14 protein-coding genes and 1 riboswitch are annotated in these 18,203 nt (G+C 73.1%); of the genes, 6 read left to right on the top strand and 8 right to left on the bottom strand.

Annotation, left to right across the window (positions count from 1 at the left end):
* Positions 1 to 62 precede the first annotated feature (62 nt).
* From ACNAVT_RS25295 to ACNAVT_RS25280, 4 genes are all read left to right on the top strand, one after another.
* Entirely contained in the window at positions 63 to 2,510 is a 2,448-nt protein-coding gene (locus tag ACNAVT_RS25295) for a S8 family serine peptidase (RefSeq protein WP_416299718.1), read from the top strand.
* 106 nt (positions 2,511 to 2,616) lie between these two features.
* On the top strand, positions 2,617 to 3,333 hold the full coding sequence (locus ACNAVT_RS25290) for an SDR family oxidoreductase (RefSeq protein WP_416299716.1): 717 nt from the start codon (positions 2,617 to 2,619) through the stop codon (positions 3,331 to 3,333).
* 37 nt (positions 3,334 to 3,370) lie between these two features.
* On the top strand, positions 3,371 to 4,300 hold the full coding sequence (locus ACNAVT_RS25285; protein ID WP_416299715.1) for a GNAT family N-acetyltransferase: 930 nt from the start codon (positions 3,371 to 3,373) through the stop codon (positions 4,298 to 4,300).
* Between the two features lie 94 nt (positions 4,301 to 4,394).
* On the top strand, positions 4,395 to 4,631 hold the full coding sequence (locus ACNAVT_RS25280; protein WP_416299714.1) for a hypothetical protein: 237 nt from the start codon (positions 4,395 to 4,397) through the stop codon (positions 4,629 to 4,631).
* 65 nt (positions 4,632 to 4,696) lie between these two features.
* Here ACNAVT_RS25280 and groL read toward each other — a convergent pair whose 3' ends face one another.
* The 3 genes from groL to ACNAVT_RS25265 all read right to left on the bottom strand — a co-directional run bounded on the left by groL (position 4,697) and on the right by ACNAVT_RS25265 (position 8,373).
* On the bottom strand, positions 4,697 to 6,319 hold the full coding sequence (gene groL / locus ACNAVT_RS25275) for a chaperonin GroEL (protein WP_416299712.1): 1,623 nt from the start codon (positions 6,317 to 6,319) through the stop codon (positions 4,697 to 4,699).
* A 278-nt stretch (positions 6,320 to 6,597) separates the two neighbouring features.
* On the bottom strand, positions 6,598 to 7,650 hold the full coding sequence (locus ACNAVT_RS25270; protein WP_416299710.1) for a hypothetical protein: 1,053 nt from the start codon (positions 7,648 to 7,650) through the stop codon (positions 6,598 to 6,600).
* Between the two features lie 519 nt (positions 7,651 to 8,169).
* Positions 8,170 to 8,373: a cold-shock protein gene (locus tag ACNAVT_RS25265; RefSeq protein ID WP_357900887.1), complete on the bottom strand. Its 204-nt coding sequence runs from the start codon at positions 8,371 to 8,373 to the stop codon at positions 8,170 to 8,172.
* Between the two features lie 220 nt (positions 8,374 to 8,593).
* Here ACNAVT_RS25265 and ACNAVT_RS25260 point away from each other — a divergent pair, with 220 nt between their 5' ends.
* Entirely contained in the window at positions 8,594 to 9,127 is a 534-nt protein-coding gene (locus tag ACNAVT_RS25260; protein ID WP_416299708.1) for a GNAT family N-acetyltransferase, read from the top strand.
* A gap of 77 nt (positions 9,128 to 9,204) precedes the next feature.
* Here the strand turns inward: ACNAVT_RS25260 and paaN are convergent, their stop codons facing one another.
* The 5 genes from paaN to ACNAVT_RS25235 form a co-directional block, all read right to left on the bottom strand.
* Complete coding sequence (gene paaN / locus ACNAVT_RS25255) at positions 9,205 to 10,878, bottom strand: phenylacetic acid degradation protein PaaN (protein WP_416299706.1); 1,674 nt, start codon at positions 10,876 to 10,878, stop codon at positions 9,205 to 9,207.
* A 52-nt stretch (positions 10,879 to 10,930) separates the two neighbouring features.
* Entirely contained in the window at positions 10,931 to 11,950 is a 1,020-nt protein-coding gene (locus ACNAVT_RS25250) for a GNAT family N-acetyltransferase (RefSeq protein ID WP_416299704.1), read from the bottom strand.
* Between the two features lie 282 nt (positions 11,951 to 12,232).
* Positions 12,233 to 13,522 (bottom strand): threonine synthase, encoded by a 1,290-nt coding sequence (gene thrC, locus ACNAVT_RS25245; RefSeq protein WP_416299702.1) that lies wholly within the window; start codon positions 13,520 to 13,522, stop codon positions 12,233 to 12,235.
* A gap of 12 nt (positions 13,523 to 13,534) precedes the next feature.
* A riboswitch (SAM riboswitch) is annotated at positions 13,535 to 13,666 on the bottom strand.
* Between the two features lie 178 nt (positions 13,667 to 13,844).
* Positions 13,845 to 14,732, bottom strand: a complete 888-nt coding sequence (locus tag ACNAVT_RS25240; protein ID WP_416299700.1) for an ABC transporter permease — start codon at positions 14,730 to 14,732, stop codon at positions 13,845 to 13,847.
* The gene (locus ACNAVT_RS25235; RefSeq protein ID WP_416299698.1) at positions 14,732 to 17,602 is read right to left on the bottom strand and encodes an alpha/beta fold hydrolase; all 2,871 of its coding nucleotides are present in this window, start codon (positions 17,600 to 17,602) and stop codon (positions 14,732 to 14,734) included. The genes ACNAVT_RS25240 and ACNAVT_RS25235 overlap by 1 nt, the downstream gene beginning before the upstream one ends.
* 175 nt (positions 17,603 to 17,777) lie before the next feature.
* Here ACNAVT_RS25235 and ACNAVT_RS25230 point away from each other — a divergent pair.
* The coding region (locus ACNAVT_RS25230) for a roadblock/LC7 domain-containing protein (protein WP_416299696.1) at positions 17,778 to 18,203 on the top strand (426 nt) is incomplete at its 3' end.

Genomic DNA, 18,203 nt, shown 5'->3' with positions numbered 1-18,203 from the left:
GCACCTGTCCACGGTAACCGTCCCGGCGCTCCGGCGACACGTGCCCGCCGGGCCGTACCGTGATGGTCATGGACGTCGGTCCCCCCGCAGCCCCGCTCCCGCCGCCGGTTCCCGCTCCTCGCTCCACCGGGCCCTGGCCGGTGGTCGCGGCGGTGCTCACCGGCGCCTGGGCCGTGTTCGTGACCGTGCCGGGCCAGGCCGTCGGCTGGGTGGTCGACCAGGTGGTGCTGGCCAGCGGGATGGACCGGGTGGTGCTGCTGTGGCCGGCGGTCGCGCTGGCCACCGTGCTGCTGGCGGGCGCGCCCGCCCTCGCGCTCGCGCTGTTGCCCCGCTCTCGGGCGGTCCGGGCCACCGGCCGCGCCTGGCTGGCCGGGGTGCTGGCGCTCGGCGTGCTGACCCTGCTGCGGGCGGTGCCGCCGGTGCACGAGGAGGCGTACCTCGCCGCGCTGGCCGCCACCGCCGCCCTGCTCGCGGTGGTCCTCGGCCGGCTGGCGCGCGGCCGGGCGGGCGGCGCCTCCGCCGGCGTGACCGGCCCCGGGGGCGGGCGGGCCGGCCGGCGGCGGTTCGACGCGGTGATCCTGCTGGCGGTCGCCGCCGGGCTCGTCTCGCTGCTGCCCTGGGCCTGGGTGGGCGCGCTCGGCGGGGCGCTGGAGACGCTGCTCGCCGGCCTGGCCGCCGCCGCGCTCGGCGCACTCGCCGGGGTCCTGCTCGAGGCGAGGTTCTGGGCCCGGTTCGCCGTCGGGACGCCGCCCCGGCCGGCCCGCCTGGTGCTGGTCGGCGGCCTGGTGGCCGGGGTCACCCTGGCGCTGGTGGCCGCCGGGGCCGGGCAGTCCGGGGCGCAACTGCCGGCGCTGTTCCTGCTGCCGCCGCTCGGCCTCGTGCTGGGCGCGCTGGAGGCCGCAGCCCGACGGGCCGGTCGGCCCGCCGGCCCCCGCCCGGTCCGGTGGCTGGTCGGCCTCGCGCTTCTCGGGCCGCTGGCGTTCGCCGACCCGGAGGAGATCACCGTACTGCTGGCCACCAGCCGCGACGTGCCGTTCTGGGTGACGGTCGCGACCGGCGCCGCGTTCGCCGCCGCGGTCCTGCTCGCCATCGGGTACGGCGTGCTGCTGGCCCGGCCCCGTGCCCGCGCGCCCCGACGCGGGGTGGCCGCGGCGACCGCCGCGGCGCTGCTCGCCGCCGTTGCCGTGGTCTACCTCGTCCCCGGCCAACCCGGCCTGTACGGCGAACGGCTGTTCGTGGTGCTGCGCGAACAGGCCGACCTGACCGGCATCCCGGCCGGGGGGCCCGGGCGGGACGGCCGAAACGCCCGGGCGACCGAGGTGTACCGGCGGCTGGTGACCACCGCCGACCGGACCCAGGGGGACCTGCGCCGCGAGCTGACCCGGCTGCGCCTGCACCCCACGCCGTACTACCTGGTCAACGCCATCGAGACGGACGGCGGGCCGGAGGTGCGGGCCTGGCTGTCCGGGCGCCCGGAGGTGGCCCGCGTGCTGGTCAGTCAGCGACTGCGCCCGTTGCCGGCGGAGGCGCCCCCGGCCCGCGGGAACCAGCCGGCGCCCACCGGCCCGGTCTGGAACGTCGCGCTGCTCGGCGCCGACCGGGTCTGGTCGGAGCTGGGCGTGACCGGGGCGGGCGTCGTGGTCGGCAGTTCGGACTCGGGAGTGGACGGCCGGCACCCCGCGCTGGCCGCCGGTTTCCGGGGCGGTGACGACTCCTGGTACGACCCGTGGGAGCACCGCCGCACGCCGGGCGACCGGGGTGGGCACGGCACCCACACGCTGGGCAGCGCGGTGGGCCGGGACGGGATCGGCGTCGCTCCCGGTGCGCAGTGGGTGGGCTGCGTCAACCTGGACCGCAACCTGGGCAGCCCGGCCCACTATCTCGACTGCCTCCAGTTCATGCTGGCTCCCTTCCCGGTGGGCGGGAACCCGTTCACCGAGGGCCGGCCGGACCGGGCGCCGGATGTGCTGACCAACTCGTGGGGCTGCCCGCCGATCGAGGGCTGCGACCCGGGGGCGCTGCGGCCGGCCACCGCCGCGCTCGCCGTCGCCGGCATCCTGGTGGTGGCCGCCGCCGGCAACACCGGCCCGTACTGCGACTCGGTCGCCGACCCGCCGGCCCCGTACGCCGACGTGCTGACGGTCGGCGCGGTGGACCGGGCGCGCCAGGTCACCCGCTTCTCCAGCCGGGGCCCGGCCGCCGGTGGTCTCGCCAAGCCGGACCTGGTCGCACCCGGGGCGGGGGTGCTGTCGGCGTTCCCCGGGGGCGGCTACGCCACTCTCGACGGCACGTCGATGGCGACCCCGCAGGTGGCGGGGGTGGTGGCACTGATGTGGTCGGCGAACCCGGCGCTCGTCGGTGACCTGGCGCGGACCCGGCGGATCCTCCTGGACACCGCCTCGCCCGCCGGCGTGCCTGCCGGCACGGACACCTGCGGCGGCATCCGGAACCTGACCGGAGCCGGCCTGATCGACGCCTACGCCGCCGTACGCGCCGCGCGCGCCGCCTGAGGGGAGGACCCGCGCACCTTCAGGCGTGGGCCAGGCCAGCACCTCATTCCGGCTGCGCCCCGAGCCCGCTTGACCTCAACGGAGGTTCAACTGGTGTGATCTCACGGTGGACTTCGACGGACTGCGCGTTGCTGTCACCGGCGCTGGACGCGGCACTGGCCGCATCCTGGCGATGGCCTTCGCTGAGCGTGGCGCACACGTCTACCTCTCCGCCCGTGAAGCGGCAGCGGCCGAGCGCACCGCAGAATGGATCAAGCAACGCGGCCGGGGAACAAGCGAAGCGCTCGCCTGCGATCTGGCGCGCCCCGACTCGGTGCGCACCTTCGCGGCAGCGCTGGCCAATCGCACAGACCACGTCGATGTCCTGGTGAACAACGGCGCCGGCTACGTTCACGGTGTCGACCTCGGCGATGTCGAGGACGACGCCCTCATCGCCACTGTCGACGGTGCCGTGACCGGCACGATGCTGCTGACCAAGCACCTGCTGCCGCTGCTGCGGGCCTCGGTACGACCCGACATCGTCAACATGATCTCCGCCTGCGGCGAGTCCGGCCACCACCGCTCACACGCCCACCCGGCCTTCTACGCCGCCAAGCACGCCCAGGCCGGGTTCGCCGAGATCATCTCCCATCGGCTGCGAGTCGAGGGGATCCGGGTGATCTCTCTCTTCCCGCCGGACTTCGTGCAGGACGGTCCGCGCGAGGCGGACGGTGACCTCACCGCCCAATCCGTCGTGGACTGCGTGCTGTTCGCGGTCGGCCAGCCGCGGGACTGCTTCATCCGCGAGTTCCGCTTCGAGCAGGTCCGCGCCGCTCGTTCCTAAAACCGGGCGGGAGCAGCGGGACACTATGGTCAGCCACATGAAGGTGGAGATCATCGAACTGGACCCGGGCCGCCTGCCGGCGGTCGTCGACCTCTGCCGGCGGGCCCTCGACCTGCCGGAGGACGCGGCCGAGGCGTCGGCCATCGTGGACACCCTCGCCGTTCGCGCCGCGGCCGACCGGCCGGTGCTGCCGCTCGGCGCGGTACGCGACGGCGAGCTGATCGGAGTGCTGGTCGGCTCGGTGGCGCAGCGGGATCCCCGGCTCGGCCATGTCGACCTGCTGGCGGTGGCGCCGCAGGAGCGACGGCGGGGAGTCGGGCGGGCCCTGCTGGCCGAGGCGGAGCGGCGGCTGGCCGGGCTCGGCGCGGCCGAGCTGGTGCTCGCCGGGAATCCGCCGTACTACGCCTGGCCGGGCATCGACGTGCGCTACACCCCGGCGGTCTGCGCGGCGCTGCGGCTCGGCTACCGGCAGGACCGTACGGCGTGGAACATGACCGCGGACCTGGCGGACGGCTCCCCGGCGCTGCGGACGGCGGAGCCCGCCGAGCGCCGGCTGGCTGAGCGGGGCGTGACCGTACGCCGGGCTGAGCCGGCGGACCTGCCGGCGCTGGCCGCGTTCGCCCGCACCACCTTCGGCGGGACGTGGGACGGCGAACTGGCCGGCTCGCTGGGCCGGCCGGGCGCGGGCGCACACCTGGCCGAGCGGGACGGCGAGATCCTGGGCTTCGCCGCGTACGGCTCGTCCCGGCCGAGCTGGTTCGGGCCGATGGGAACGGCGCCGGCTGCCGAGGGCTCGGGCATCGGCGGTGTGCTGCTCCGGCGCTGCCTGCGCGACCAGGCGACGGCGGGCATCGGCGCGGCGCAGATCGGCTGGGTGGGTCCGGTGCCGTTCTACTCCGGCGCCGCGGGCGCGCGGATCGAGCGGGTGTTCTTCCTGTATCGCAAGACGTTGACCGGACAGGAATGATTAATAGGGCGAAAGGCAGATAGACGCCAATAACGCCATTCCGGCCCGTCGGTCATCGATCGCCGCCTACCGTCAGGTAATAGAGGAGGCAGCCATGACGACGGATGACGAACGGACCGGCGACCAGCCGGCGAGCTGGCGCCCGGTCGGCGAACTCCCCGGCCAACCGCCGTTCGACCGGCTCGACTATGGCGACGCCGAGCAACTGGCGGAGATGGCGGACGAGCCGTCCACCGAGGAACCGCTGCAACTGGTGGACGAACCGATCCGCATCGTGCCGCCGTACGACCGGACCCACAAGCGACGCAACCAGCGGCCGCTGCCGACCTGAGCACACGGAAAGGGGCGGACCGCTGACGCGGCCCGCCCCTTTCGATCGTGCTGGTGGAGCTGGACTCAGAAGTCCATCTCGCCGCCACCCGGGCCAGCCGGGGCGGCCGGGGTCTTCTCCGGCTTGTCCGCCACGACCGCCTCGGTGGTGAGGAACAGCGCGGCGATCGACGACGCGTTCTGCAGCGCGGAACGGGTCACCTTGGCCGGGTCGATGATGCCCGACGCGAGCAGGTCGACGTACTCGCCGGTCGCGGCGTTGAGGCCGTGACCCGGCTCGATGTTGCGGACGTGCTCGACGACGACGCCACCCTCAAGGCCGGCGTTGACGGCGATCTGCCGCAGCGGGGCGTCCAGCGCGATCTTGACGATCTGGGCACCGGTCGCCTCGTCGCCGGTCAGGTCCAGCTTGTCGAAGGCGGTCTTGCCGGCCTGCACCAGCGCGACGCCACCACCCGGGACGATGCCCTCCTCGACGGCCGCCTTCGCGTTGCGGACGGCGTCCTCGATACGGTGCTTGCGCTCCTTGAGCTCGACCTCGGTGGCCGCGCCGACCTTGATCACCGCAACACCGCCGGCCAGCTTGGCCAGGCGCTCCTGCAGCTTCTCCCGGTCGTAGTCGGAGTCGCTCTTCTCGATCTCGGCCCGGATCTGGTTGACCCGGCCCTGGATCTGCTCGGCGTCGCCGGCACCGTCGACGATGGTGGTCTCGTCCTTGGTCACCACGACCTTGCGGGCGCGGCCCAGCATGTCGAGGCCGACGGCGTCCAGCTTGAGGCCGACCTCCTCGCTGATGACCTGGCCACCGGTGAGGATGGCGATGTCGGCCAGCATGGCCTTGCGGCGGTCACCGAAGCCCGGCGCCTTGACGGCGACCGACTTGAAGGTGCCGCGGACCTTGTTGACCACGAGGGTGGCCAGGGCCTCGCCCTCGATGTCCTCGGCGATGATCAGCAGCGGCTTGCCGGACTGCATGACCTTCTCCAGGATCGGGAGCAGGTCCTTCACCGAAGAGATCTTGCTGTTGACGATCAGGAGGTACGGGTCGTCGAAGACGGCCTCCATACGCTCCGGGTCGGTCATGAAGTACGCGGAGATGTAGCCCTTGTCGAAGCGCATACCCTCGGTGAGCTCCAGCTCCAGACCGAAGGTGTTGCTCTCCTCGACGGTGATGACGCCTTCCTTGCCGACCTTGTCCATCGCCTCGGCGATGATCTCGCCGACGCTGGGGTCACCGGCCGAAATGGAGGCGGTGGAGGCGATCTGCTCCTTGGTCTCCACGTCCTTGGCGAGCTTGAGCAGCTCCTCCGAGACGCTGGCCACGGCGGCCTCGATGCCCCGCTTCAGGGCCATCGGGTTGGCGCCGGCGGCCACGTTGCGCAGGCCCTCGCGGACCAGGGCCTGGGCCAGAACGGTCGCCGTCGTCGTGCCGTCACCGGCCACGTCATCGGTCTTCTTCGCGACCTCCTTGACCAGCTCGGCGCCGATCTTCTCGTACGGGTCCTCGAGCTCGATCTCCTTGGCGATGCTCACACCATCGTTGGTGATGGTGGGGGCACCCCACTTCTTCTCGAGCACGACGTTGCGGCCCTTCGGGCCGAGCGTCACCTTCACGGCGTCGGCGAGCTGGTTCATGCCCCGCTCGAGGCCGCGGCGCGCCTCTTCGTCGAACGCGATCATCTTGGCCATACGGCGTTGTCCTCCTGGACACTCACGGGCCACCCGAGGGTGTGCCCCCGGATGGGCCGCCTGGTGTACGCACCTTGGGGACGTCGCCACCTGGCGACGACGACGTCTCCTCGGCCGGGCCGGATAGCCCGCGACGACCGGCCTCGTGCCCCACCGGCGCCATCGAGACGCCGATGCGGCCGTGGCCCCACCGCCCCGACCATTGGCACTCACAGTGTGCGAGTGCCAATGACCTGTTTAGCACTCTCCCTAGCCGAGTGCAAGCACGATGCCCACCCTCAGCCGAGTTCCGCGGCCAGTCGGGCGGTGTTCACCGGGCCTTCCTGGGCCCGCTGCTCGGCGTACGTGACCAGCAGTCCGACGAGCTGCGCCAGGTAGGCGGGAGTGACCAGCGCGGCGGAGAGCACGGCCACCGCGACGGCTCCCACCGCCGTACCCGCTGAGTCCATCGGCTGGGTGCCGAACGGCAACTGCCCGAGCAACTCCACCATGCCGCCGATCACGGAGCCGACGACCAGCGCGACGGCGACCAACGCGACCCGGCCCACCATCATCCCGAACCGCCGGTGGAGCATCTGGAACGAGCGGCCGATCGGGTTGTCCCGCTCGAAGAGGTAGACCGGGCCGGCCACGGCCAGCGCGAACATCGCGTAGATCCCGGGCACCACGCAGAAGAGCAGGCCGACCGTGATCAGCAGCGTGGCGACGATGTTCCAGCCCCAGAGGCCGAGGGCGCGCCGCAGGCCGTACCGGAAGGCGGCGCCGATCCCGACGGCCTCGCCGGCCGCCTGGCGGGTGACCACCCAGGAGCCCGCGGCCCACCCGGTGGCCTGCACCGGGCCGAGGAGCAGGCTCACCACGAACACCGCGCCGTAGAGGGTGAGGAGGTCCGGGAAGTACTGGTCCGGCAGGATCGGGGCACCGTCCGGCCCGGTGCCGAACTGGTCCGACGGGGCGAGGGTGAGCGAGAGGACCGAGATCACCGCCGCCGGGAGCGCCTGGGTGAGCAGCATGATCGGCAGCAGCTGCCGCCAGCCGCGGCGCACCGCGCCCGTGCAGCGGGAGAACCAGCCGGCGATCCCCGCGTACGGCGGCGTGACCAGCGGGTCGTTGGGGTCGACGCCCGGGTGCCAGCCGTACGGCTGGCCGGGCAACGGGTGGCCGGGGTACGTACCGACCGGCGCGGGGCCGCCGGCGGCCGGCCACACCCAGCCTTGCGGCTGCCCGGCCGGATCGGGCGGGTACGCCCCCCAGTGCTGCTGGCCATACGCGCCGTACCCCGGTTGCCCCGGCTGGCCGGGCGGCGCGGGCGCCGCGAACTGACCAGGCACGGGCGGCTCACCGGCCTGGCCTGCCGGCGGATACCAGGGCTGACCGGGCTGACCCGGTGCCACGGGATACCCGAACTGACCGGGCGCCGCCGGATACCCGAACTGGCCCGACACTGGCGGATACCCGGGCTGGCCCGGTGCCACCGGATATCCGGGCTGGCCGGGCGCTGGCGGATACCCGGGCTGACCGGGTTGCGGCGGTGCGGCCGGGGCGGCCTGGGTGGGCTCAGCGGGCCTGCCCGGATCCGTCGGGGTGGACTGCCCCGGCGCGGCCGAAGCCGGCCGATCCGCATGCTCCGGCGTCGAGGCCGGCCCAGCGACCGGCGGCGTGGACCGGGTCGGGTCTGCCGGGGCACCCGACGACGCCGGGGGCACCGGCTCGGTAGGACCCGACGGGGGCTGCTCGGACATGAACCCTCCTCAGCGGCGTTGGCTGGAACGGCTCATGATCTTCCTCGGTGCGCGCCCGCACCGCAGCCCCTGGTCGGGTGGAAAAACCGCCGGACGGGCGGCGGCGGGTCAGGCGATGACCCGGACGCCCTCGGCCTGCGGACCCTTCTGCCCCTGGGCGATCTCGAACTCGACCCGCTGGCCGTCGTCCAGCGCCTTGTAGCCGTCCATCTCGATCGCGGAGAAGTGGACGAAGACGTCCTGCCCGCCGTCGACGGCGATGAAGCCGTAGCCCTTTTCGGAGTTGAACCACTTGACGGTGCCCTGTGCCACGGTGCACTTCCTCACTCTGCGCGGCGTTCCACGATCCGGAGACCGGCGGACCGGCACCGGCGGAGCACCGTTCAGCGATCGGCGACGACCACTGAATCGGTGACCGAAATCGCACGGTACACCAGGCGTGACAAGCGCGCACGACCACAAATCGGGCATATTCGGGCCGACCATGGACCCGGAAGGGCGAGAGGCATCCGCTCTCCGGTATGCATGCGATATGGCCAGCGCGACCACCATCACCCGGGCGAGCACCGCGACGACGGTTCACCGGGTTCGCCCGGCAGATGCGGGCCGGATGCGGGCGCTTCGGCTGGAGATGCTCGCCGACTCGCCGCTGGCGTTCCTGGAGACCGTCGCCGAGGCCGCCGCCCGGCCGCACGCCGACTACGCGGCCCGGATAGCCGCGGTCTCCCACGGCGCCGAGACGGCCCAGTTCGTCGCCGACCCCGGTGGTCGCCTGGTCGGGCACGCCGGTGGCACGGTCGCCCCGGGCGAACCGGGGCTGACCGTGATCTACGCCGTCTACGTGACACCGGCCCGGCGCGGCACCGGACTGCTCGGCGCGCTGGTGGACGAGGTGGCCGCCTGGTCCCGCGCCTGTGGCCGGCCGGAACTGATGCTGGAGGTGGTGGTCGGCAACGAGCGCGCCTACCGGGCGTACCAGAGGTTGGGCTTCGTGGACACCGGCGTGCGGGTCCCCCACCCCAAGATCCCCGCCCTCCGCGAACTCCAGATGCGGAGGGCGGCCTGACGCCACGGGCCACCTGAGGTGCGGAGAAGGGGCCCCTCCTCCAGCGGAGGCGTTGAGAAGGGCCCCTCCTCGCAGGCTCAGGCGTGCCGGCGGCTCTGGACGATGCGGAACCGGTTCGCCACGTACGCGCCGTCGGTGAGCGCCGCGTTGGCGGCCGGGTTGGCGCCGCTGCCGTGGAAGTCGGAGAACGCCGCCGACTGGTTGACGAAGACCCCGCCGGTCAGGTTGCAGGACAGGTGCACGCCGGCGTCGATCGCCGCCGCCTCGGCCGCGTCCAGCACCGCCTCGTCGGTGGCGTAGACGCCGGCGGTCAGCGCGCCCTTCTCCCCCACCGTGGTTCGCAGGATCTCCAGGCTGTGCGCGGTCGAGTCGGTCGCGATGGCGAACGAGATCGGCCCGAACCACTCCTGCGAGTATGTCGCGGTGTCGGCCGCGTCCAGCTTCACGATCGTCGGCGTTCGCACCACCGCGTCGGGGAAGGACGGGTGCTCGACGGTCCGCGACTCCAGCACCGGCTCGCCGACCTTGGTGACCTCCTCGAGCCGCTCCAGCACGCCGTCGTTGACGATCGCGCCGGTCAGCTCGACGCCCCGGGCCGGGTCGGCGGTGAGCTTGCCGACCGTCTGGGCGAGCCCGGCGGCCACCTCGTCGAAGCTCTTGTGGCCCTGGTCGGTCTCGATGCCGTCCCGGGGGATCAGCAGGTTCTGCGAGGTGGTGCACATCTGGCCGCTGTACAGCGTGAGCGTGAAGCCCAGGTTGCGGCACATCCCGACGAAGTCGTCGGTGGAGTCGATGACGACCGTGTTCAGGCCGGCCTTCTCCGTGTAGACGGCCGCCTGCCGGGCGTTGGCCTCCAGCCAGTCGCCGTACTCGGTGGAACCGGTGAAGTCGACGATCTTCACGGCCGGGTGCAGCGCCAGGGTGGAGGCGAGCTTCTCGCCCGGCGCCTCTGGCGCGAGCTGCACCAGGTTCGGGTCGAAGCCGGCCTCGGCGAGCACCTGGCGGGCGTACTTCACGGTGATCGCGAGCGGCAGCACCGCCCGCGGGTGCGGCTTGATGATTACCGGGTTGCCGGTGGCCAGCGAGGCGAAGAGCCCCGGGTACGAGTTCCAGGTCGGGAAGGTGTTGCAGCCGATCACCAACGCCACGCCGCGCGGCACCACGTGGAAGGTCTTGTTCATCCGCAGCGGCTCACCCTTGCCGGCGGCCTTCTCCCAGCCGGCCGCGCCCGGGTGGCGGGTCATCTCGGCGTACGCGTAGGCGATCGCCTCCAGCGCCCGGTCCAGCGCGTGCGTGCCGCCGGCCTGGAAGGCCATCACGAACGCCTGGCCGCTGGTGAACTGCACCGCGTTGGCCAACTCGAAGACGTTGCGGTGCAGCCGGTCGAGGATCTCGAGGCAGACACCCACCCGGGCCTGCGGGCCGGCGTCCCGCCAGGCCGGCAGGGCGGCGGAGGCGGCGGCCACGAGCTGGTCGGGGGTGGCGTGCGGGTAGCGCACGTCCAGCGCCACTCCGAACGGGCTGACCTCCGTGGCGACGGTCGTGCCGTCAGCCGGCTGGTCGAGAGGGAAGTCACCGTTCAGGTACGCCTCGAAGGCCGCCTTGCCGTCGGCGGCGGCGGTCTCGCCGTACACCCGCGGGCTGGGCGACTCGGGATAGGCGGACCAGTACCCGCGCTCCGTGATGGCGGTCAGCGCTCGGCTGAGGGTGTCGGCGTGCCTGTCGTACAGGGGGTGCGGGGTCTCCGTCATGCCCGCCATCATGCAACAGCAAGCCACCAGATCAGTAGTGGCGTGTCACAACTCAGATCGTCAGCTGCCAGTCCGTCCACGCGTCCACCGGCCGGAAGCCGAGCTGCTCGTTGATCCCGACCATGTGCCCGTTCTCGGCGGCGTTCCAGGTGTCGATCGACCGCAGGGCCGGCTCGTGGTCGAGCACGTACCGCAGATTCTCGATCTTGACGAGCAGGCCGAGCCGGTGGCCGCGGTGCGCCGGGTCGACGATGGTGATCTGCTGATAGGCGTGCCAGTCCGCGTTCGGGCCCAGGTCGACCAGGGTCCAGGCGACCACCCGGCCGGACGCCTCGTGCACCGCCGCGTGGTGGTACCGGCGGCGGCCCCGGGCGTCCAACGCCCGTTCCGTGCCCCGCAGCCGCTCGACGTCGACCTGCTCGGGCTCCCACTCCAGATCCCCGAGAGGCGCGTCGGCCATCAACCGGCCGTCGAGGTAGGCCACGTCGGCGGCATACTCCTCGGGCGTGTCACCGCGCCAGCGGACGATGCGGTAGCCGGTCGCGTGGGCCCGCGCCTCGGCGGCCAGGCCGTCCAGCGCCGCCAGGTCGAGCCGGTCGGCGTCCAGCCGGCGGCGCACCTCGGCGAGCGCCGGCCGGGCCCCCATGGCGGCGGCGAAGGCGTCACCCGCCTTCGGCCGGGCAACTCCGCCGGGCAGTGCCGAGACCGTCACCGCGATGACCCGCTTGCGGCCGCGCTCGCGCAGCAGGCGCAGGCCGTGCTCGTGCAGCGCCCGCCCGACGCCCCGGCGCCGGTACGCCGGGTGCACCACCAGCTCGACGTCGGAGTTGTCGGTGTTGTCGAGCTGCGGCAGGTCGAGCGCGAGGTAGCCGGCCGGCACCCCGTCGAGCCGGGCCAGCGCCCAGAGCCGCACGGTGCCCGGCATCGGATGCCGGACGGCGCCGGTGAAGCGCTGCCGGCAGAACGGCGGCAGGTCCGGCACGTCGGCCTTCCCGACCGCCACGCCGATCCGGTACGCCTCGTCGATCGCGGACGGGTTGGCGGCGTCGAACGGTGCGATCGTGATGCCCATGGGCTGAGCCTGCGTCACGCACAGCGAAGGGGCCAGCGGTTTTCCGCTGGCCCCTTCGGAGGTTGGTCGGGAGGGTCGTCCGCACAACGCCTCCGGCGTTGGGTCGCAAGAACTTAAAAAGTCTTCGGCGGATGCCCTCCCGCACCGAGCATCTTGCGCCGTCCGGTTCCTGCCGTCAAGTCCTTGTCGGTGGGTTTCTCACACTCACAGCGAATATCCAGTTACCCGGCGGATCGGCCCGATCCCCCGTCCGGGCGATCCACCCTCCCCCGCACCGCCGGGTCAGCCGAGCAGGCCGGCGTCGCGGGCGGCACGGAGGGAGGGCTTGATCCGGTGGGTGGGACCGACCAGGGGAGCCACCGCATCGAGGGTCTTGAGACCCTCGCCGGTGTTGTAGACGACGGTCTCGGCGGCCGGGTCGAGTCGCCCGGACTCGACCAGCTTGCGGAGCACGGCCACGGTGACGCCGCCGGCGGTCTCGGCGAAGACCCCGGTGGTCCGGGCAAGCAGCCGGATGCCGGCGCGGATCTCCTCGTCGTCGACGTACTCCATCCAGCCACCGGTGCGGCGGACCGCCTCCAGCGCGTACAGGCCGGCGGCGGGGTCGCCGATGTTCAACGACTTGGCGATGCCGGTCGGCTTGACCGGGACGATGGTGTCGCTGCCGTTGTGCAGCGCGGTGGCGATCGGGTTGCAGCCGGCGGACTGGGCGCCGAACACCTTCCAGCCCCCGGCCGGCGCCTCGACCAGCCCGATCTCGACCAGCTCGGAGAACGCCTTGTCGATCTTCGTGAGCAGCTCGCCGCTGGCCATCGGGATCACCACCTGGGCGGGGATGCGCCAGCCGAGCTGCTCGGCCACCTCGTATCCGAGGGTCTTGGAGCCCTCGGCGTAGTACGGCCGGACGTTGACGTTGACGAAGGCGGTGTCCTCGAACTCGTCGGTCTCCACCAGCTCGCCGCAGAGCCGGTTCACGTCGTCGTACGAGCCGTCGACGGCGACCAGGTCGCCGGCGTAGACGGCGGTGGTCACCACCTTGCCCTGCTCCAGGTCGCTGGGGATGAAGACCACCGAGGGCGCCCCGGACCGGGCCGCGTGGGCGGCCACCGAGTTGGCCAGGTTGCCGGTGGAGGCGCAGGCGTACCGGCTGAAGCCGAGCGCCCGGGCGGCGGTCAGCGCCACCGAGACCACCCGGTCCTTGAACGAGTGGGTGGGGTTGCCGCTGTCGTCCTTGACCCAGAGCGGGGCGGTGATGCCCAGCTCGGCGGCCAGGTGCGGGGCGGCGACCAGCGGGGTGAACCCCGGGTCGAGGGTCACCCGGGTGGCCGGGGCCTGACCGGCGGGGAGCAGGCCGGCGTACCGCCAGAGGTTCTTCGGGCCTGCCTCGATCTGCTCGCGGGTGACCGTGGCCAGGGCGGCGATGTCGTAGTCGACCTCCAACGGGCCGAAGCACTCGTAGCAGGCGTGCTGGGCGGCGAGCGGGTAGCGCGCGGAACAGGCGCGACAGACCAGGGCGCGGGCCGGGCTGAGCGTGGTGTCGATGCCGGAGCTGGCGGGAAGCGTCGACGTCATGTCGAGGATGTCCTCTCATCTTTCCCCGCATCGCCTCGTGCGGCGGGGACGGAATTGGCACCTGCCGGCGTCGCTCGTCGTCGAGCACGCGGGTGGTTGCCGGGGCGTCGTCGGGCCGTATCCCTCAGCCCCTCTGGATGAGGTATGCAGTTGTACCGCCGAGTCTATGCAGGTCCACCGCCCGCATCACCGGCGGTTCCCACCTTGTGAGCTGCCGACGCCCTTCTGGGTGGCGCGGGAGGGCCTGGGGTCAGCGGGCGAGGGCGGCGACAGAGTCGACGACGGCCGGGCGGTCGGTCACGGCGGCGGCGCTTGGTAGAGATCAGCTCGTCACGTCCTTGCGGGTGAAGCGCCAGAAGGCCAACCCCCAGAATCCGGTGGCGTAGGCGATCGCCGAGATGGCGCCGCGTACCACGTCGTCGGTCTGCACCGGTGTGGAGAGCAGGCCCAGCCAGGCGCTGCTGTAGTGCGTCGGCAGGAAGGCGCGCAGCCCGCCCAGCGCGGTGATCTGGTCCAGGATGCTGGAGAGGATCCAGAGCAGCACCGCCCCGCCGACCGCGCCGAGCGCGGCGTCCGTGGTCACCGAGAGCAGGAACGCCAGGCCGGCCACCACCAGCAGGACGACCGCCAGGTAGCCGAGCACCGCGAGGATGCGGAGCAGCCCCTCCGCCGGGGCCAGCTCGGCGGAGACCTGGCTGCGCAGCGGGGACCAGCCGTACCGGAGGGTGCCGGCGAGCAGCGCGGTGCCGGCGAGCAGCAGCAGGGCCAGCGCCGAGTACGCGAGCGCGACCAGCAGCTTCACCGTGAGCAGCCGGGCCCGGGGCACCGGCACGGCCAGCAGGTAGCGCAGGCTGCCCCAGCTCGCCTCGCTGGCCACCGTGTCCCCGCAGAACAGCGCCACCACCACGACCAGCAGGAAGGATGACGACACGAAGATCGAGAACAGGGTGAAGTTCAACCCGCCCGAGACGGCCAGGTCGACCAGACTGCCGAACTGGTTGTTCCGGTTCCGGTCCTCGTTGCCGGAGTTGAACTGGAACGCGACCAGGATGATCAGCGGCAGCAGCACCATGAACCCGAGCGCGAGCTGGGTACGCCGCCGGGACGCCTGTCGGCGGAACTCGGCCCCGAACGACAGGGTCGCCGCCGGCCGGTAGCCCGCCGCCGCCCCGCCGCGGCCCACCGTGCCCACGGATGACGACTGTCCCATCACCGGTCCCCGCTTCCCCGAGAGTTCTCGCCGACCAGGGCGAGGAACGCGTCCTCCAGGCGGCGCCGGGGCACCACCCGGTCCACCCCGATGCCGGCCCGGACCAGCTCGGCCACCACCTCGCTGCGGGCCGTCCCGTTGGTGTCCACCACCAGCCCGCCGTCGCCGTCCGGCAGCACCCGTACGCCGGTCAGCCGGTCGAGCACGCTGCGCGCCGCGTCCGGGTCGCTCACCTCGAACAACACGCTCGGCGACTCGCCGACGATCTCCTCGACCGGGCCGGAGGCCACGATCCGGCCCTTGTTCACCACCACCGCGTGGGTGCAGGTCTGCTCCACCTCCGCCAGCAGGTGGCTGGAGACCAGCACCGCCCGGCCGTCGGTGGCGTACCGCTGGAGCACCCGGCGCATCTCGGCGATCTGCGGCGGGTCCAGTCCGTCCGTCGGCTCGTCGAGCACCAGCAGCTCGGGCAGGCCCAGCATGGCCTGCGCGATGGCGAGCCGCTGCCGCATGCCGTGGCTGTACTTGCGGGTCTTGCGGTGCACCGAGTCGCCCAGCCCGGCGATCGCCAACGCCTCGTCGAAGTGCGCGTCCGCCCAGGGCCGCCCGGTCGCCCGCCAGTACGCCTTGAGGTTCTCCAGGCCGGACAGGTGCGGCAGGAAACCCGGCCCCTCCACCAGCGCGCCGATCCGGGAGAGCACCGGCGAGCCGGGCACCAGCCGGTGACCGAAGACGTAGATCTCGCCGGCGGTGGGCTGGGTCAGCCCCATCAGCACCCGCAGGGTCGTGGTCTTGCCGGCGCCGTTCGGCCCGAGCAGGCCGACCACCTGACCGGGGTGCACCTCGAAGTCCACGTTGGAGACGGCGACGAAGCCGTCCGCGTACTCCTTGCGGAGCTGGCGGACCGCCAGCGGGACGCCCGCGTACCGGGGGTGGACCGAGCTGTCCTGGCGGCGGTGCCGGCGGCGGACGACCAGGATGACCACGACGAGCCCGACCGCGATCGCGGCGAGCAGGCCGACCAGCGCCCAGCGCCACACCGTTTCCGCGGTGGGGATCGGCTGGGCGTCGACCGTGGGCAGGGCCAGCGGGCCGCCGCCGAGGGCGACGGTGTGCACGGCCGGCGCGGCCGGGGTGGCGTACGCCTGGTCGGAGGTGGCCACCACGACCCGCAGCCGGTGCCCGGCCTCGATCCGGCGCACGATCGCCGGCAGCGCGACCGTGACCGGCTGGGCGGCGTCGATCGCCGCCGGCAGGCCGGTGAGCCGGATCGGGGCGACCAGGCCGTCGGGGAGAGTGGCCGCGCCGTTCGGGTCGACGTCGTAGAGCTTGACGAAGAGCACCGCCTCGCCGGTGGGCGAGGCCGCCCTGATCAGCACGGTCGGCGCGCCGACCACGTCGACCGGTTCGGCCAGCGGCGCGGACTCGAACCGGGCGTGCTGGCCGGGGATGTCTCCGGCCACCCCGTCGAGCAGCGAGCCGATCGCCCCGGCGAACGGCACCGACGAGATCGCCGCCGGGTTGCCGTTGGGCGGGTTGGCGATCGGCTGGGCCGGCCCGTTGAGTGTGACCTCGCGACGGCCCTGCCCGGCCACGCCGGGGTAGTCGGCGGTGCGGTAGCCGGTGGCCACCAGACCCCGGTCGAGCGCGTCGAAGCCGGCGATCCGGGAGAACGTGAAGACCGTCCCCGGTGCCGGGCCCTCGCCCTTGACGTAGTGGTCGAGCCACTGCGCGGTCAGGAACTTCACCCGGTCCGAGTCGGAGGTGGGCCCGCTGCCACCGTCGTGGCCGCCGGTGAACCAGGCCACCCGCACGGGGGTGCCGGCGGCGGCGATGCCGCGCGCGTTGGCGTCCGCCTCGGTGAGCGGGAAGAGGGTGTCCGCCTCGCCCTGCACCAGCAGGGTCGGCGCCTTGATCCGGTCGAGCACCCCGGCCGGGGAGGAGCGGCGCAGCAGGTCGACCGCCTGGGCGTCGGCCCGCCCGGTGGTGGCGATCCGCAGGTACGCGGCACAGACGTCGGCGGCGAACCGGCCGCAGGACGGGTCGGCGGCGCGGCCGGGGGCACGCCCGGAGCTGGTGCCGGGACCGGCGCCGGGCTGTGGACTGGGTGCGCCGGCCGACGCGGGGTCGCCCTCGGGTTGTCCCGCGGTGCTGCCGGAGATGCCGGCCGGGCCGGAGCCGGCGTTCCCGCCGCCGCCGAAGAAGATGCCGGCCCAGCCCTTCTTGAACACACCCTCGGTGGGCGCCTTGCCGGTGCTCTCCGGCAGGAACGCCCGAGACATGTCGTTCCAGGTGACCATCGGGACGATCGCGTCGACCCGGCGGTCCTGCGCGGCCAGCAGCAGGGCCAGGCCGCCGCCGTACGAGCCCCCGACCACGCCGACCCGGGGGTCACCGGCGGCGTCCAGGCGGATGTCCGGGCGGGCGGCGAGCCGGTCGAGGAGGCGGGAGGCGTCCCGCACCTCGTAGTCCGGGCTGTCCAGGTGGATCTCACCGCCGCTGCGACCAAAGCCCCGGGCGGTCCAGGTGAGCACGGCGTACCCCCGGGCCGCCAGGTCCTCCGCGTCGGAGCGGACCGACTCCTTGGTGCCGCCGAATCCGTGCGCCAGCAGCACGGCCGGCACCCGGTGCCGGGCCGACGCGTCCCGGGGCAGGTAGAGCGTCGTGTCCAGGTCGACCGGCTGGTCGCCGGCCGGTCCGGAGCGGACGGTCACCAGCGCCGACTCCGTCCGGAAGTCGGGCCGCTGCGGGCGGGCCGCCCAGACCGCGGCGGCGGCCACCAGGACGACCACCACCACCGCGGCGACGACCCGCCGACGGCGGGTGGCCAGGGCACGCCGGATCCGCGCGGCGGAGAGCGGTGATCTCATGCGGCACACGGTACGTCCCGGACGCTGAGTGATACCTGAGATCCGCCGTACGACGAAACGTGACCCGACCGGAAGTGACGCCAAGCTGACTCGGCGACGGCCGACGCACCCCCACGTGGTCGACTAGTTCCGCCCCGGGTGCACCAGACCGTCGTCACGAAGAGGATCCAGCAGGGTGACCAGTTCCTTCCCGCCCAACGTCGACAAGCACAAACCCGTCGCGAGGCCCAGTCCCGAGGCCCGCACCTTCCACTGGCTTCTCGACTCGTTCACGTCCAGCACCGCGGGGGTGCTGGAGGCGATCGCGGTCTCCTCCGACGGGCTGCTCATGGCCATGTCCCCGATCCGCGACCGGTCCAACGCGGAGCGGCTCGCCGCCGTCGTCTCCAGCATGGCCAGCCTGGCCGGAGGCGCCGCCAACTGGTACGCGCTGGGCGGCCTCAACCGGGTGATCGTGGACCTGGCCGAGGGCTATCTGCTGATCAGCGCGATCAGCAGCGGCTCGTTGCTCGGCGTGGTCGCCGACCGCTCGGCCAACCTCGGCACCGTGGCGTACGAGATGACGCTCTTCGCCGGCCGGGCCGGCGGGGCGTTGAGCCCG

This window comes from Micromonospora sp. SL4-19 (genome assembly GCF_047921475.1).
In the GTDB taxonomy this organism is placed as follows: Bacteria; Actinomycetota; Actinomycetes; order Mycobacteriales; family Micromonosporaceae; genus Micromonospora.
The sequence above is the reverse complement of the archived record's forward strand: the minus strand, read 5'-3'. Positions and strand labels throughout refer to the sequence as shown.

Bases quoted from the DNA above. Each gene is read 5' to 3' on its own strand.
- ACNAVT_RS25280 (WP_416299714.1), top strand. From the start codon at position 4,395: ATGACGACGGATGACGAACGGACCGGCGACCAGCCGGCGAGCTGGCGC.
- ACNAVT_RS25235 (WP_416299698.1), bottom strand. From the start codon at position 17,602: ATGAGATCACCGCTCTCCGCCGCGCGGATCCGGCGTGCCCTGGCCACC.
- paaN (WP_416299706.1), bottom strand. From the start codon at position 10,878: ATGACGGAGACCCCGCACCCCCTGTACGACAGGCACGCCGACACCCTC.
- ACNAVT_RS25285 (WP_416299715.1), top strand. From the start codon at position 3,371: ATGAAGGTGGAGATCATCGAACTGGACCCGGGCCGCCTGCCGGCGGTC.
- ACNAVT_RS25250 (WP_416299704.1), bottom strand. From the start codon at position 11,950: ATGGGCATCACGATCGCACCGTTCGACGCCGCCAACCCGTCCGCGATC.
- groL (WP_416299712.1), bottom strand. From the start codon at position 6,319: ATGGCCAAGATGATCGCGTTCGACGAAGAGGCGCGCCGCGGCCTCGAG.
- ACNAVT_RS25240 (WP_416299700.1), bottom strand. From the start codon at position 14,732: ATGGGACAGTCGTCATCCGTGGGCACGGTGGGCCGCGGCGGGGCGGCG.
- ACNAVT_RS25260 (WP_416299708.1), top strand. From the start codon at position 8,594: ATGGCCAGCGCGACCACCATCACCCGGGCGAGCACCGCGACGACGGTT.
- ACNAVT_RS25295 (WP_416299718.1), top strand. From the start codon at position 63: ATGGTCATGGACGTCGGTCCCCCCGCAGCCCCGCTCCCGCCGCCGGTT.
- thrC (WP_416299702.1), bottom strand. From the start codon at position 13,522: ATGACGTCGACGCTTCCCGCCAGCTCCGGCATCGACACCACGCTCAGC.